Annotated in this window: 17 protein-coding genes and 1 pseudogene; 14 read left to right on the top strand and 4 right to left on the bottom strand. The window is 38.1% G+C overall.

Annotated features, from left to right (window positions below; all coding sequences use genetic code 11):
- Window positions 1–10 precede the first annotated feature (10 nt).
- The 3 genes from tatC to D1866_RS07805 all read right to left on the bottom strand — a co-directional run bounded on the left by tatC (window position 11) and on the right by D1866_RS07805 (window position 1,540).
- Window positions 11–850 carry a twin-arginine translocase subunit TatC gene (gene tatC / locus D1866_RS07815; protein ID WP_155861125.1) on the bottom strand — a complete coding sequence of 280 codons (840 nt, stop codon included), beginning with the start codon at window positions 848–850 and terminating at the stop codon, window positions 11–13.
- Window positions 834–1,172 (bottom strand): twin-arginine translocase TatA/TatE family subunit, encoded by a 339-nt coding sequence (locus D1866_RS07810; protein WP_152943496.1) that lies wholly within the window; start codon window positions 1,170–1,172, stop codon window positions 834–836. Before D1866_RS07810 ends, tatC begins: the two co-directional genes overlap by 17 nt.
- Window positions 1,173–1,249: 77 nt before the next feature.
- On the bottom strand, window positions 1,250–1,540 hold the full coding sequence (locus D1866_RS07805; RefSeq protein ID WP_152943498.1) for a twin-arginine translocase TatA/TatE family subunit: 291 nt from the start codon (window positions 1,538–1,540) through the stop codon (window positions 1,250–1,252).
- A 305-nt stretch (window positions 1,541–1,845) separates the two neighbouring features.
- Between D1866_RS07805 and D1866_RS07800 the strand changes: the two genes are divergently transcribed.
- The 14 genes from D1866_RS07800 (at window position 1,846) to D1866_RS07735 (ending at window position 14,298) form a co-directional block, all read left to right on the top strand.
- Entirely contained in the window at window positions 1,846–3,108 is a 1,263-nt protein-coding gene (locus D1866_RS07800; protein ID WP_152943500.1) for an NADH-quinone oxidoreductase subunit B family protein, read from the top strand.
- The gene (locus D1866_RS07795) at window positions 3,108–3,917 is read left to right on the top strand and encodes a hypothetical protein (protein WP_152943502.1); all 810 of its coding nucleotides are present in this window, start codon (window positions 3,108–3,110) and stop codon (window positions 3,915–3,917) included. The genes D1866_RS07800 and D1866_RS07795 overlap by 1 nt, the downstream gene beginning before the upstream one ends.
- Window positions 3,918–5,282: a (Fe-S)-binding protein gene (locus D1866_RS07790; RefSeq protein ID WP_152943504.1), complete on the top strand. Its 1,365-nt coding sequence runs from the start codon at window positions 3,918–3,920 to the stop codon at window positions 5,280–5,282.
- A 53-nt stretch (window positions 5,283–5,335) separates the two neighbouring features.
- Window positions 5,336–7,225 (top strand): nickel-dependent hydrogenase large subunit, encoded by a 1,890-nt coding sequence (locus D1866_RS07785; RefSeq protein ID WP_152943506.1) that lies wholly within the window; start codon window positions 5,336–5,338, stop codon window positions 7,223–7,225.
- Window positions 7,225–7,566 carry a Rieske (2Fe-2S) protein gene (locus tag D1866_RS07780; RefSeq protein WP_152943508.1) on the top strand — a complete coding sequence of 114 codons (342 nt, stop codon included), beginning with the start codon at window positions 7,225–7,227 and terminating at the stop codon, window positions 7,564–7,566. Before D1866_RS07785 ends, D1866_RS07780 begins: the two co-directional genes overlap by 1 nt.
- On the top strand, window positions 7,559–8,164 hold the full coding sequence (locus tag D1866_RS07775) for a hypothetical protein (protein WP_152943510.1): 606 nt from the start codon (window positions 7,559–7,561) through the stop codon (window positions 8,162–8,164). Before D1866_RS07780 ends, D1866_RS07775 begins: the two co-directional genes overlap by 8 nt.
- 2 nt (window positions 8,165–8,166) lie before the next feature.
- Entirely contained in the window at window positions 8,167–9,354 is a 1,188-nt protein-coding gene (hypD, locus tag D1866_RS07770; RefSeq protein ID WP_152943550.1) for a hydrogenase formation protein HypD, read from the top strand.
- Window position 9,355: 1 nt separating this feature from the next.
- Complete coding sequence (locus D1866_RS07765; protein WP_152943512.1) at window positions 9,356–9,661, top strand: HypC/HybG/HupF family hydrogenase formation chaperone; 306 nt, start codon at window positions 9,356–9,358, stop codon at window positions 9,659–9,661.
- A gap of 6 nt (window positions 9,662–9,667) precedes the next feature.
- Window positions 9,668–10,687, top strand: coding sequence for a hydrogenase expression/formation protein HypE (gene hypE, locus D1866_RS07760; protein WP_152943514.1), 1,020 nt, complete (start codon window positions 9,668–9,670; stop codon window positions 10,685–10,687).
- Window positions 10,688–10,696: 9 nt separating this feature from the next.
- Window positions 10,697–10,909, top strand: a complete 213-nt coding sequence (locus tag D1866_RS07755; RefSeq protein WP_110269884.1) for a hypothetical protein — start codon at window positions 10,697–10,699, stop codon at window positions 10,907–10,909.
- Window positions 10,906–11,337 carry a hypothetical protein gene (locus D1866_RS07750; RefSeq protein WP_152943516.1) on the top strand — a complete coding sequence of 144 codons (432 nt, stop codon included), beginning with the start codon at window positions 10,906–10,908 and terminating at the stop codon, window positions 11,335–11,337. Before D1866_RS07755 ends, D1866_RS07750 begins: the two co-directional genes overlap by 4 nt.
- On the top strand, window positions 11,319–11,810 hold the full coding sequence (locus tag D1866_RS07745; protein WP_152943518.1) for a hydrogenase maturation protease: 492 nt from the start codon (window positions 11,319–11,321) through the stop codon (window positions 11,808–11,810). Before D1866_RS07750 ends, D1866_RS07745 begins: the two co-directional genes overlap by 19 nt.
- A 320-nt stretch (window positions 11,811–12,130) precedes the next feature.
- Window positions 12,131–13,315, top strand: a complete 1,185-nt coding sequence (locus tag D1866_RS07740) for an MFS transporter (protein ID WP_152943520.1) — start codon at window positions 12,131–12,133, stop codon at window positions 13,313–13,315.
- Window positions 13,316–13,893: 578 nt separating this feature from the next.
- Window positions 13,894–14,298 (top strand): PaREP1 family protein, encoded by a 405-nt coding sequence (locus D1866_RS07735; RefSeq protein ID WP_152943522.1) that lies wholly within the window; start codon window positions 13,894–13,896, stop codon window positions 14,296–14,298.
- Here the strand turns inward: D1866_RS07735 and D1866_RS13455 are convergent.
- Window positions 14,261–14,383: pseudogene (locus D1866_RS13455) on the bottom strand (RNA-guided endonuclease TnpB family protein); the annotation flags it as partial. The gene D1866_RS07735 and the pseudogene D1866_RS13455 overlap by 38 nt on opposite strands.
- Window positions 14,384–14,558: the final 175 nt, after the last annotated feature.

Below are 14,558 nucleotides of genomic sequence, written 5' to 3'. Positions count from 1 at the left end.
TTAAAAATATTTACCTTTGTATTGTTTCTTCATTCCTTTTGATCTTCCTTTTTTCTATTATTTTTGCTGAGGCTACTCCTACGAAATATAATACTGAGAGTATAACTCCTATTGTAGTCTCAATTACTCCTCCTGTTGTTCCGGGAGAAATAATCCAGGCTATGATAAAAGCTCCCATCACTCCCCATCTCCAATTCTTCTTCCAGCTATCAGCCTTAACCATTCCGACGTAAGTTAGTATCGACATCGCTAGTGGGTACTCGAAGGCTATTCCGGTAACCATCATAAGGGAAACTACAGTTGAGACGAAGGCTCTTAAACTAAGCGTCGGCTCAACGCCCAAGGCTGTGGTATATAAAACTACGAACTTCATCATCAAAGGAACTATTATAAAATAAGCAAAAAGAGAACCAGCAGCAAAAAGTAACGCGGCAGGGAATATTATATATTTAACCAACTTTTTCTCATGCTCATATAACCCTGGAGAAACGAAACCCCATAACTCTCTAAAAATTATTGGAAGGGAAATAAATAATGCTAAATAGAAAGAAGTATATGCAGAGGCATATAGAGGATCGAATGGATTTAAGTTAAGTAATTCCATCCCTTTTGGTAGCTCATGGTGAATAAAAAATAACATTAGACTGTCGGCTAAACTGTGAAATAAACTAGGATATAAGATGGGAACAGTATATCCGCCAATATTTATAGTAGTATATCCAAAGGCAAAAAATATTACGAATGCCAAAAAAAGACTGATAAGTCCTCTCCTTAGTCTCATCGCTAATTCTGCAATATGCGACAAAAGAGGCTTCTCTTCGTCTCTTTTAAGTTCAGTTCTTTCCGTCACCTTTCTTCATCCTCTCTAATTCTAACCTTAATTTGGCTATTTGTTCTTCTAATTCCCTTATTTTTTCGTTAGAAGCTTGTGTAGGTTTTAAGTATCTATTATAGTAGTCCTCTGACGAAATTTCCCTTGCTATGCTTTTAGGTATTTCGTTAGTTTCGTTTAATTCTCTCAATAACTCAGTCTTAAATTCGTTTTGCCTCTTCTTAAACTCCTCAATGGTTTTTCCGAGATTTCTTACAGTACCAGCTACGTCCTTTTGACCCGACAGGAGCAGTATGGCTATTAATACTAATACTAGTGTATCAGATATATTCCCTATCATAATTAATCACCTAAACAAAAATTATAACAATAATAAAATCAGTATCTTTTTATTTCTAGTCTTTAACTTATGATTTATTATTGTTGCTTTTGGGTTTGGGCTTCTTGCTTTTTTAGTTGCTCCAATTGCTTCTGCAATTCTTCAATTTGTTTCTGAAGCTCTGCAACTTTATCTCCTTGTTGTGCTACTACTGCAGTGCCTGGTTGTTGCATTTGTTGCATCTCCATTTCAGCTTCTAGTCTACCTTTTTTAAACTCCCCTAGTGCTCTACCCATTGATCTAAATAATTCTGGGATTTTATTTGTGCCAAAGAACAATATAAGAGCTACTATTATTATTACAGCCCAATCTGATGGACTACCCCACATATTCTACGCCTTTAAATCTAACATCTCTTGAGTAGTTTATAAACTTTGTTTAGGAAAGATGGAGGTAAGGTCTATTAACTCATTTAATTACTATAATGATAATTCTATTCTTTACTTTTAGTTGTAATGTATTATACATCAATGAAATATTTAGCAAAATATAGGTAAACCCCGTTAACTAGAAAAGTTTAATTAGTATAATGTAATACCCCGTTAATTTAGAATCAAATTAACAAAGTTAATTTTGTGTAATGAAGACTTTCGTGCAAAAAGCATTTAAGTAGAGTCAGTAAATCAAACATAACATGTCATTCAAAATATCCAGAAGGGATTTTCTCAAGCTAGCACTAACTGCAACAATGCTTACTGCTCCGGAATGGGATAAGGCTGTTACTAAAGCAGTCGATATGATAAAAAATGGCGATGTGAACATAGTATGGTTCGAAGCTCAAGCTTGTGAAGGAAATACAACTGCAATCATACAAGCTACTGATCCTTCAGTGGCGGAAGTATTATTTGGAGCGAGTCCGTTAGTAGGTCCTGGTAGCGTTAAAATATCCTTCTGGCCATCTATTATGCCACAACAAGGTGAGCAAGCAGTACAAATTTTAGAAGACGTAATAGCAGGGAAGTACAATCCATACGTTCTTGTAATAGAAGGTAGTTTTCCAGACGAAAATACTGCACAACAATACAACCCCAATAACCCTGGATTTTTCGGAATGCTGGGACCAAAGACGTTAAATCAATGGGTAGCAGAATTATTACCTAACGCTGTTGCAGTATTAACAGTAGGTAATTGTGCATCTTATGGGGGACTAATAGCCGATAAGGTTTACCAACCTCCGCCAAAGTTTATAACTCCTTCTTGGTCTCCGTCTCCCACTGGAGCTATTGGCTTTTTCGACGATCCTTTAAGAGGATATAAAGGATTATTAAGCAGATTCTATGAAGATAACTACTTAAACGCACAAGCCGGAGCTGCACCATTCTATACATTTGTAAAGAATCCTAATGCTTATTTGGACATAACTCCTTCACCCTCAGCTTCGGTTAAGCCAGCAATAGCTGTTCCAGGTTGTCCTGCAAACGGTAACGGAATAATGAGGACTTTAGCAAATCTAGTACTATGGGCTGGCGGATTAGCTCCTCTTCCTGAATTAGACCAGTATTGGAGGCCGCTATACTTCTTTAAATATACTGTACATGAGCAGTGTCCTAGAGCTGCCTGGTATGCTGCAGGAGAATTTAGAACACAGCCAGGCCAACCTACTGCAGCCTGTCTATTTGAAGTAGGATGTAAAGGGCCAGTATCGAATTGCCCATGGAATAAATACGGTTGGGTAGGAGGAATAGGAGGGCCTACAAGGACTGGTGCAGTCTGTATAGGCTGTACAATGCCAGGATTCACTGATTTATATGAACCTTTCTATAAGCCGTTACAAGTCCCAGTACCATCGTCAACGCTTACGACTGCAGGATTAATAGCGGGAGGTATTGCAATAGGAGCAGCTGCAGGCATAGCAGAGAAAAAGATGGTTCAAAAAGGAAAATTAAGGGGATCATAATGCAGATCCCTTACGCTACATATCCGGTAGGTAATTCGTTATATCCATTAGCTTTAGATCTCTTCGTTCCAACAGTGTTCTTTTTCTTCTTAGGGGCTTCATATAGGATATTCAGATATTTAGTGACTTATCAAAAACCTTTCATTCCTTATCCAAGTTCTGAACTGAGGCAAGTGAGTAGCGGGCATAAAATAGTAGCTTTAGTAAATACTTTCGCAAATTCCAGCAGGGTTGGGATAAAGAGAAAGCCTATAACTACTGGTGCAGGTTTATTGTTCCACGTTGCCTTAGTTCTAATAATATTCTTGCTAGCTCAGCACATGATATTTTGGGCTTATTACATTCCTCCATATAGTGCATTATTCCCATTGGCAATTCCAGAAAGCTCTGAGGACGGACTATTAGCATTGACCACTCCTAACCACGCCTCAACTACACTGTTCGTTAATGATATATGGGGTCCATTAACGGTTATACTTAATGGACAATTCTTAACATTCTTCCTTATAATCTTCTTAGGAGTTTATTTAGGTCATAAGCTACTGTTGGCAATAGAAGGATTATCTCTGAGGGCGGGCGACTGGTGGTTCTTCGTTTTATTGTATATTGACATATTGCTAGGATTTTTCGCTACTGCACATATACCAGACAACGTCTATTGGTACGATAACTTACTTGGGGCACATATATTAGTTGCTGAAATAATAATAGCAACATTACCTTTCACAAGAGGGTTCCATATGTTCGAATTTTACCTAGGCAAAGTTAGGGAGTGGTACTTCATGGTATATAGGAGGGGTGAGAAATAAATGTCAGTAACTGAGCAGGAAACAATAAACTTAGAGGCATTAAAGAGAGCTATAGATGACGTATTCTATTCTCAGATAGATTCTACAATATTATATTATTTACAATCATGCGTGAACTGTAAAGCATGTGAAGCAGCATGTCCATTCACGCCAACCTCCCTAGAATACTCTCCAGTAAACAAGGCAGAAATAGCAAGGCAGTTATATAGGCCTAGGTTTACAATCTGGGGTAAAACTATTGGAAGGGTAATTGGAGGAAGTAAGAAGTACCTTAGCTTGGAAGAAGCTGAAACTATGGCAGATTATGCATGGCACTGCACTAATTGCGGAGCTTGTATGTTCGTATGTCCTATGGCTATTGATAGCGGTGCATTAATAGATCTACTAAGGCAAGTTACGTTTAAGGCAGGAATGACTCCAAAGATATATACTGATATAGAACAGCTTGAGGTTTCAGGCAAATATTGGGACATTCAAGTGTTTAGGGACGCGTGGAACAATTTAATATCGAAAATGAAGGAAGCAGTAGGGAAAGATATTCCGCTAGACAAAAAGAATTCAGAGGTATTGTTTTACGCAAGCATTTACGAAGCTATGGTATATCCAGACGTATTAATTAAGGTTGCAAAGATCTTGGATATGTTAGGTAAGGATTGGACTTTCATGTCTAAACCTTTAGGCATAAGACCTCCGGTAGGGTTAGTAATAGGAGATAAGGAAGGAGCATTAGACGTAATGAAGAGGGTTTATGCTTATTTCACTGAGATGTCTCCAAAGTATGTTCTATTGACTGCAGGAGGATTTGAGTATCCAGCACTAAGGTATACGATGCATGAAGTTCTTAAAGTGCAACCAAAGTATGAAGTAGTTCACGTTACGGAACTTCTTGCAAAGTGGTATGAAGAGAAAGAATTCGAGATAGAACCAGTAGATGAAGTAATAACTTGGCATGACCCATGTCAATTGGGAAGAAGAGGAGGTGTATTTGAAGCTCCCAGAGTTCTAATGAAAGCTTTATCTAAGAATTTTAAGGAGTTACCAAGCCATGGTGTTAATAGCTTCTGCTGTAGCAGAGGCGGAGGAGGTTGCGGATTAGCTAGTATGGTTGAGAATATGGCTAAAGCTATAGGTATACCTATTAGCGAGAAGGATAAAAAGTTCTTGGACTCGACTCTAGAGCCGTTAATAAAGGCAGGTAAAATTAAGGTTAATGAAATAAATAAAGTGAAAGCTTCAGAGGTTCTAACCGGTTGTCCCGTTTGCATAGAGAGTATAGGATTTTCCATAGACTATTACCACGCTAACGCCAAAGTTAATCATATTATAGAGCTATTAGCAGATAGAATAAAGGTGACTAAAAAGTGATTTTACGTTTTTTCTTTCTTATTCCCCGTATCCTGTAAATAAGGTGAATATACATGTCTAATCCCTTAACTATGAAAATAGATCCAATTACAAGGGTTGCAGGTCATTTAGGTTTGACTGCAACTGTAGATCCAAATACAGGTCAAGTCATAAATAATCAAGCATACACATACGTAACAATGTTCAGAGGATTCGAGGTATTCCTAAGAGGAAGACAACCGCCAGATGCCGTTCATATAGTTTCGAGATCATGCGGAGTCTGCGGTGCAGCACACGCTAATGCATCAGTTAGAGCAAACGATATGGCCTTAGGTGCAGTACCGTATCCACTAGGTCAAGCTCTAAGGAACTTAGCTTATGCGATGACAGACATGATATACGACCATTCCATTATCTTGAACGTGCTAGAAGGACCAGACTTTTCTGCTGAGGTAATGCAACAATACTATCCATCTTGCTGGCAGGCGGCGCAACAGACACAAGCAGAATACTCAGATATTCACGGATTTTCTACAATAGCAGATATAATGACTGCACTAAATCCATTCACTGGTTGGTTATGGCAAAAGTCTGTAAAATACCAGATAATAGCTAGAGAGGCGGGAGTACTAATATACGGAAGGCATTCCCATCCACCAATGCTAATTCCGGGAGGAATAGGTACAGATTTATCAGTAGGAGAATCGTTATTCACACAGTACATGTATAGGCTAACCAAATTAACAGCGTGGACTAAAGTAGTTATAGCAGCGTGGATGGATCTGGCAAACTTCTTAATAAATAATTGTGACTACGAGACGCAAGGATTAACTTATGCAAAGCCCACATATATAAGCAGTTACGGTTACGAAAGTCCAGTACTCTACAGTAATCTAGGAGATAATTACCAAGACATATACAAGAATTATGATAGTTTAGCGAATACCGCTGATGAAGGACCTCAAACTGTATTCAGAGCTACAATAGTTAGGAATGGAGAATTACTGAGCAAGAGCTTTATAGATCTTAATGTAGCCCAGTTGGAGTTCGTTAACTCTTCATTCTATCACGATTGGGCTAAGATAACTTCGCCGTTCACAGAAACAGACCCTATAGGAAATACGTTAGCTTGGGGGCTTCAAGACTCTGATGGAGTTAATTTATATATGTATCATCCATGGAATAAGACTACAATACCTAACCCCATGGCTCCGAACTTTATGGATAAGTACAGCTGGGACGCAGAACCAAGACTTGTGTGGAAAGATGGCACTATGTGGGCTTACGAAACAGGGCCCTGGGCAAGATTACACGCTGTAGCACATTACCATCCAAATAGTCCGATTGTAAAGAACGGTCAAATAACCATAGAGTTACCTACAATATCTGAATTACCTTCAGATTTACCAAGTGGTGCAGGACCAGCCTGGACTGTAGAATGGCTTCCGCCAGACGAGTCCACTACTTTGTCCAGGATTCTTGGTAGAGCTGTCGATATGGCCGCTGCAATATTTACTGCATGGGACAATCTAGAGTATGCTCTAGAAGTTTATATGAAGAATCAATCCAGCCCTCAAACTTCTAGGCCGTGGAAGCAACCGTCATTCTCTTTAGGCGTTGGGCAATACGAAGTGCCTAGAGGTACCTCAAGACATTGGATGGTAGTTAAAGATTATACTATAGCCAATTATCAGTATCAAGCTCCAACTACGCCTAACGTCAGCCCAAGAGATAATAATTGCAATGGTCCATGGTGCATTAACGGGCAAGCAATAGGAGCTTTCGAAATGTCAGTGATAAACACGAAAATAATGGAAGAAGTTCCGCCAGATCAGTGGGTAGGATATGATTTCCTTAGAGCAATAAGAAGTTTCGACCCATGTCTAGTATGTGCAGCTCACTTCGAGATTAAAGGTAAGAACAAGAAGCTAGAACATATAATAACTCCAGTGTGTAATAGTTGATGACTAAAATGCTTACACAACAAAAAATAGTTATAAAAAAAGACGAAATTCCGCCAATGTCCATGGTAGAATACTACTTTCCCGCTCAAAAACCTTGGGAGAGAAAACCCGTACTAGTCATAAATTATAAGGGATCTTTTTTTGCAATTGAAGCATTTTGTTCTCATGCAGGCTTGTCCTTAGAAGATGGATTCCTTACCGATGACGGTAAGGTAGTGTGTCCGTGGCATGGTAGTGTTTTCGATATAAAAACTGGGAAAGTAGTGGACGGGCCTGCAAAGAGAGATTTGAAAACTTATCATGTAGAAGTAAAAGGGGATGAGGTAATAATATATGAGTGAAATAAGCGCTTCAGGATTTACAGGATATTTTACAGTTAGGCTGAATAATGAACCGGATTTATACGCTATGGCAGGAAGGTTAGCCGGACTGGGATATTCAGTCTGCCAGATAAGATTAAGCGGTGCTACTGGATATGTTATAATACCGCTGGAAGACGGCAGTTTCGCTAAGAAGAACTTTGCTGACATATATTACCAACCAAGGACTTTTACCGTTGTATCCCACGAGTTCGGAAACTTTCAGTTGTCTGCGGGAGAATTAGTGAGAGCTTTAAGAGAGAGCGGAAATATTGGAGTCGATTATGCAGAATTAAACGTAAATTATGAAAAGAATTTAGACTTGAAGTTGCCAAAGATCGAAGATTGGGACGTTAGAGGTTTCAATATATCTAAAGGTAGGGTCGAAGATAGGAACTATACTCTAGTCAGCTTCACAAGAATTAATGACGCAAATCCGAGATTTCTAATATCTATTTACTATAGGGGCAGTTATGAGGAGATCTCAAAAACAGTACAGTCATTAAGGGCTGAAATGGAGAGTATAAATGCATTTATAATAAAGATTTTTAAAGATGGAAAATCATTAATTCAGTGGTAAAAATGGATTTACCTAAACAGATTGATGCATTATTTAGAGAGAATAGCGAACTTGCAAAATCTATTACAGAACAAATTCATAAATTAGCTCCGATAGTATCCAAAGAAATTGGCAGAGAAAAAATTAAGATAATGAATTTTTGTGGGTCACATGAATGGGTGACGACTCATTATGGGTTAAGAGCTCTCATGCCGGAAACAGTAGAGTTAATACCGGGACCTGGGTGCCCAGTTTGTGTTACTCCGTCCAGTGACATTGAGAACGTAATAAAATTGGCCATGGAGGGTTACACAGTTTATACTTTTGGGGATGTTTTCAAGTTACCTACGGTGAAACATTATAAGAAAGATGAGGTAGGGAGTTTAGCGGCTGCCAGAGCTTTAGGGGCTGATGTAAGAATAGTTTACAGTTTTGTTGACGCAATAGAAGACGCTAAAAAGTCTGGAAAACCATCAGTATTTTTTGGTATAGGATTCGAAACTACTACTCCTAGCTATGCAGTATTGTTTGAGAAAGAAAAGGTTCCTAAAAACTTACTCTTTTATTCTTCGTTAAAACTTACAGCACCAGCGGCTGAATTCGCTGTTAGGTTACACAAGAGCAAAGGTCTAGTACCTGTTTCTGGAGTTATTGGTCCCGGTCACGTTTCTAGCATAATTGGGGCTATTAGCTGGGACTTTTTCCCTAGGGAATATAAAATACCAGCAGTAGTTACTGGCTTCGAACCGATAGATGTCTTAGCCGGAGTTCTAAAAATACTCCAAGACTTGCATTCGGGAGATATAACCTACACGAACTTGGAATACAAAAGAGTAGTAAAGTACCAAGGAAACGTGTATGCACAAGTTGAAATAAATAAGGTCTTCAAGCTGGTTGATGCAATATGGAGGGGTATAGGTTCCATACCGAAGAGCGGTTTGGATTTAAGAGAGGAGTATTCCATGTATAATGCAAGGGAACAATTAGGAATAAAAGAAAAGCCTTGGGATTACGATTTGCCTCCTGGATGCAGATGTAATGAGGTAACCTTAGGTATTGCCTACCCTACAGACTGTCCTATGTTTATGAAAGCTTGTACTCCTGCAAGGCCCTGGGGACCGTGCATGGTGTCCATGGAAGGAGCATGTGCCGTTTGGGCCAGATTCGGCTCTACGGAAAGGATTACTAAAATTGTTTCGGAGGTGAAATAAGATGTGTTGGGCAGTTCCCGCAAAGGTAGTAGCTATTGATACAGATGTGATAGCCGAAGTAGATTTAGGCGGAGGAACTATAAAGAGGGTTGCAATAGGTGTGGATAACGTTAAACCCGGAGATTACGTAATGGTGCATGCTGGAGTTATAATAGAAAAATTATCTAAGGAAGGAGTTATAGAGAATTTAAAATTCATAGCGGAAGAAATTCAGAGAACTGAGGAAATCATGGGCAAATCTGAAGAGGAAGCGAAAAAGGCCGCTGATGAGTTCTTCAAAGAAGCTATGAAAATTTTAGAGAGTTGATGAATTATGTCATATAATAAGATACAGATTTCTCATGGTAATGGAGGTAAAGAAACGCAGCAACTATTGCAGAGGCTCTTCTTTTCTAGGCTTCCACTAGAGCTAAAGAGGGTAAAAGGAGGAGTTGGAATAGATTATCCAGACGATGGAGCAGTTCTCCAAAATAACCTAGTAGTTGCCACAGATTCCCATACTGTAAATCCCTATTTCTTTCCAGGTGGAGATATAGGATACCTTGCAGTCTCTGGTACCTTAAATGACGTAATAATGATGGGAGCCAAACCAATAGCCATGTTGGACTCAATTGTAGTTTCTGAAGGATTTCCGATTGATGACCTTGAAAAGATTACTGGATCTATGATAGAATTATTAAAAAAATATAATATTCCTCTGGTGGGTGGAGACTTTAAGGTAATTGAAGAAACGGCTATGAAGAATTCTATCATAATAAATACAGTCGGCTTAGGAGTGGTCGAAACTGGAAGTCCTATAGTAGATGCTATAAAACCTGGGGATAAAATAATCGTTACCGGGCCTGTAGGAGTTCACGGTGCAGTAATTGCCGCAATGCAATACAATATATCTACAAACCTTAAAAGCGACGTAAGACCATTGTTCGAATTACTTGAAGTATTCAGTAAGTTTAAAGGCTATGTTCACGCTGCAAGAGACCCTACAAGAGGTGGATTAGCTGCTACATTAAACGAGTGGGCACAGTTAACAGGTAATGTAATAGTAATTGAAGAAGCAAAAGTCCCAGTATTAGAGGACGTTAAAGCTATAACTGAAGTTACAGGACTGGACCCGTTGAATCTAGCCAGTGAAGGCGTTGGTGTACTGGCAGTAGATAGTAACGTTGAGGACGACGTTCTGGAAACTCTAAAAAGCTTAGGATTTGAGCCTGCAAGTATTGGATATGTAGTTGAACCTAAAAGCGAGAAAGGAATAGTTGTTGCAAAGACTGCAGTAGGGGGAGCAAAAATATTAGAAATGCCCACAGGAGATATCGTTCCTAGAATATGCTAGTGATGTAAAATGAGCGAAATAATAAAACTTGTCCAGGAATTGTTAGCATTTAAGGACGCAATTAAAGAAGAAATAACAAGGCCCATAAAACAAGAATTACTCTCAACAATTTACGACATAAAGACAACTCCTGAGGAGGTTAATTTAGATAAAATGCTTAAGGAATATGAGGCAAAAGACCTCTTAGATTTGATAAGAAAAATACGGGCTGGTAATAAATGAAGTTAGTTGTAGGTTTTATTCCCTTTTCTGCTACACCAGATGGATTAGTTGTAGAGAAAGTTTACGAGATGTGGAAAGACAAGGATTTCGTTCTAGACCTCGGTACGGATCCTATAGCCGCAGCAGAGGAGGTAAGAAAGTTATCTCCAGAAAAAGTATTATTAGTAGGAAGTAGTAGATATGCCCCAGAAGGTATAAGTGAGAAGGAAATAATTCTTGAGACTACAGATAGGTGGGAAATGCTAGAATTATTAAGACCTGGATTAGATGGCAGGTATTATTTAGAAGACGTAGCTTACGGCCTTCTAATCTTCTCAGTAGTGAACAAAGTATACGCCTTATATTTTAGGGGGGATTATAACGACGAAAATATTGCAAAGCTTAATGCTAAGGTGGAGGAGAAGGTAAATTGGCTGTTAAAATCATAGGTCTAGGAAATAGACTTTACGGAGACGATGCGGTTGGTTCATTAACTGCGGCTTGTATGGAAGAACTTGGCTTGCCTGCATTTGATGCTGGTGCTAACGGGTTTCAAGCTCTTTCGGCAATAGAAAACGGAGACATAGTATTTTTTATAGACATTGTGCAAATGGATGAGGAGGAAGGAATATTTAAAGTCGATTTAGACAAAGCTGATTTCGTAGAGATAACAGATCCGCATAGATTAACTCCGTTGCAAGTATTATCTTTATCTGCAAGATCTAATAACAGACCTAAAGAGGCGTATATTGTGGGAATAAAACCGGAATACATAGACTGGCCTGGAATAAGCGATGCCGCTATAAAAAGACTAGAAAAAGTGCTACAGAAGTTTAAGAAATTCATTTCTACTTACGGAATTGATATAGATATAGATAAAGTTATACAATGCGTAAAAAGCAAAAGCAAAGAACCTTGGTGATAAATAAAAACTTCTCATTGCGTGTTGAAAACAATTAGCAAACCTAAGGCTTGGAAAATATTAAGATAATTTCCTTTTAGTAGGGTCTATAGATCCTAATAAAGCTTCATCCTTTGACTATACAAGTTCACGATGATAATCCTTATGTTATTTAGCTATAATTTCTGCACTTTATCAATTTCCCATAGTCACAACTAATGTATATTGAAAATAACTACATTTTATTTAAAATTTATCTAAAACTACTAGCTTTAGCATAACTTTATGACTAACGCATTATTCATAGGAAATTTTATTCCCTACAACCTTTATTTTAGCATATGAAGTCTTACGTTCACGCAGTTATTTCATCAACCTTAGCCTGGACCGGTAACGTGTATGACCTAGTTTTATTAACATTCGCATATCCATTTATGGAAAAACTCTTTGGACTAAATTTCTTTCAATTAACTATATTATTTTCTCTAGGATTAGTAGGAAGAGTAATAGGAGCGATGATATTCGGAAGAATAGCAGACATTAAAGGAAGGAAAATAGTCAACATTATAGCTACTACAGGATACTCAGTTTTTCAGATCATCTTCGCATTTTCGTCAGTATATGCACTTCTCTTGCTAATTAGGAGTGTTCAAGGAATTTTCATGGGAGCTCAGTGGACTTCCGGGACAGTGCTAGCAATAGAGCAGGCACCAAAGCAAAAGGTTCAGCTCGTTAACAGCATAGTGCAAGCAGGCTACGCTTTAGGTTACGCACTTACTGGAGTTACTTTCACGGTGATGAGTAATTACATGGACTCTATTGAAGGCTATAGGATTTTTATGCTAACCGGTTCCTTACCCCTAGTGCTTGTTCCTTACATTTACTTTAAGGTTAACGAAAACTTTACTCCAAAAATAGAGAGTAGAAAAGTTAGCATAAAGGAATACTTCCCATTTTTCATAAGGGCAGTAATCTCAATGTCGGGAATGTTTATTGCTTACTTATCAATTTTTAGCATCTACCCTGATTTTGCAGAGTGTTTTGCTCGTTTTCCGGCTTATTACGTCGGGCTACTAATGGCAGTAGCAAATGGAATACAAGGAACTTCATACATTATTTTCGGCAAATTATCCTACCGCTTGAGTGTTTTTAGATTAATATATGTAGGTATTGCTTTCATGATATTTTCGGCCTTTTTAGCAATGCCGTTAGTATCTGCTATGGTCTCTTTGCCTATAATGAGTGCGGGAGTCTTCATTTATGCATTTGCTAACGGTTTTTGGCCTTTGATTTCCGGCATTGCTGCCAGTAGTGTTCCTCCTGAGGTTAGGGCATTTTTGACTGGTACTGCTTATAATATTGGTGCTGTTGCGGGAGGAATTGTTTCTGCATTAATTGGTGGTATTATTGAAGCCTTCGGTATGGCTTCATTGCCTTACTTTGTGGACGGAATAGAGTTCATGTCAATGCTAGCAGTATTTTACTCAATGTTTACTTGGCCTAGAAAGGTTGCTGTGGAAGCTTAAAGTCATACATAGGAAAAGGAGCTATGAATATATAGAGATATTAATAGAGGGTAAAAATTATTAATATCTATTATATCTGATATCATTTTTAATTTAATAGTTAAAAATTAGATTTTCTTTAATCCGTGCATTAATCCTAGACCTATGATTATAAGGACTATAAGAATGAGGAAAGACGAGATCGATGAAATTATCACTAGCCCTAAGAAGCCTAAGATTAGAGATGTTTCAATTTTTTGTCCTTCTAGGAGCTCTTGGATAGATAATATTCAACAGCGTGTAAACTGCTAACGATATTACTCCAAGGATTCCGAAAATAATTAAGATTGGCATTAGATAATTAATTTCTCGTTTATTGTATATAAGTGTCGAGTTTAAAAGATAGGGAACGGCAAGAAATAAGTCAAATCATAAACGTCTATGAACCTCTTATACCATTCTTCGTAAATTTTAGGCGTAACTATGTGGAGTTCTAAAGGGTCGCTAAACCCTAGCCTTTCGTGTATTTTGTTTATTTTTAAGGCTTCACTTTTCTTTTGGTGAAAGATTAAATACTAATCTTTCTTAACTGAGATAGGATGAGCATAACTATAAGTGCTGAAGTATACTACGAGGAAGCAGAAGAATTACTTTCAAAGGGTGACCTTGTTCAAGCTTGTGAGAAGTATTATAAGGCTGCCGAGGAAGCAATAAAGCTTCTGGTTATAGAAAATAACCTAAAAGAAATAATTAAAGAGACTAAGGAAAACGGATGGGATTCTAAAACATTAAATGACGCTGTTACTGAATTATCCTATAAGATAGGTGATGATATAATTTATATGTGGGTATCTGCAGTAACTCTTTTCACTGCAAGGAAATATCTTGATAAAGATTTAATAGAAGAATATAAGAAAGATGTTAAGACGTTAATTGAGAAAGCCAAGCAAAGATTTAATATTAAAACGGGTTTTTCACGTTCTCCTTTAACCAAAATAGGGTGAAACGCAGGGCTTTAACTAGGAGGGAGTCTGATACGGCGATCTTCATAGAAACAGTAGCTCTGATCGCTTTAGCCCTCCTAGCCATTGACAGAAAATCGGCAAAGAAGTGTTTAAACACGGGGCTATCCATCTGGCGAGGCTTTCCGCCCCCATTTTGTAATTCATGTTTAGGGTTGACAGTACTAAACTGGATTTTCTAGTCCTCTTTAAGCCGAGAACTACTATCATTCTCTCGTTTAAACTCCTTTTAACTTATCTAT

Origin of the sequence: Acidianus ambivalens (assembly GCF_009729015.1) — an archaeon.
GTDB lineage: Archaea > Thermoproteota > Thermoprotei_A > Sulfolobales > Sulfolobaceae > Acidianus > Acidianus ambivalens.
The sequence above is the reverse complement of the archived record's forward strand: the minus strand, read 5'-3'. Positions and strand labels throughout refer to the sequence as shown.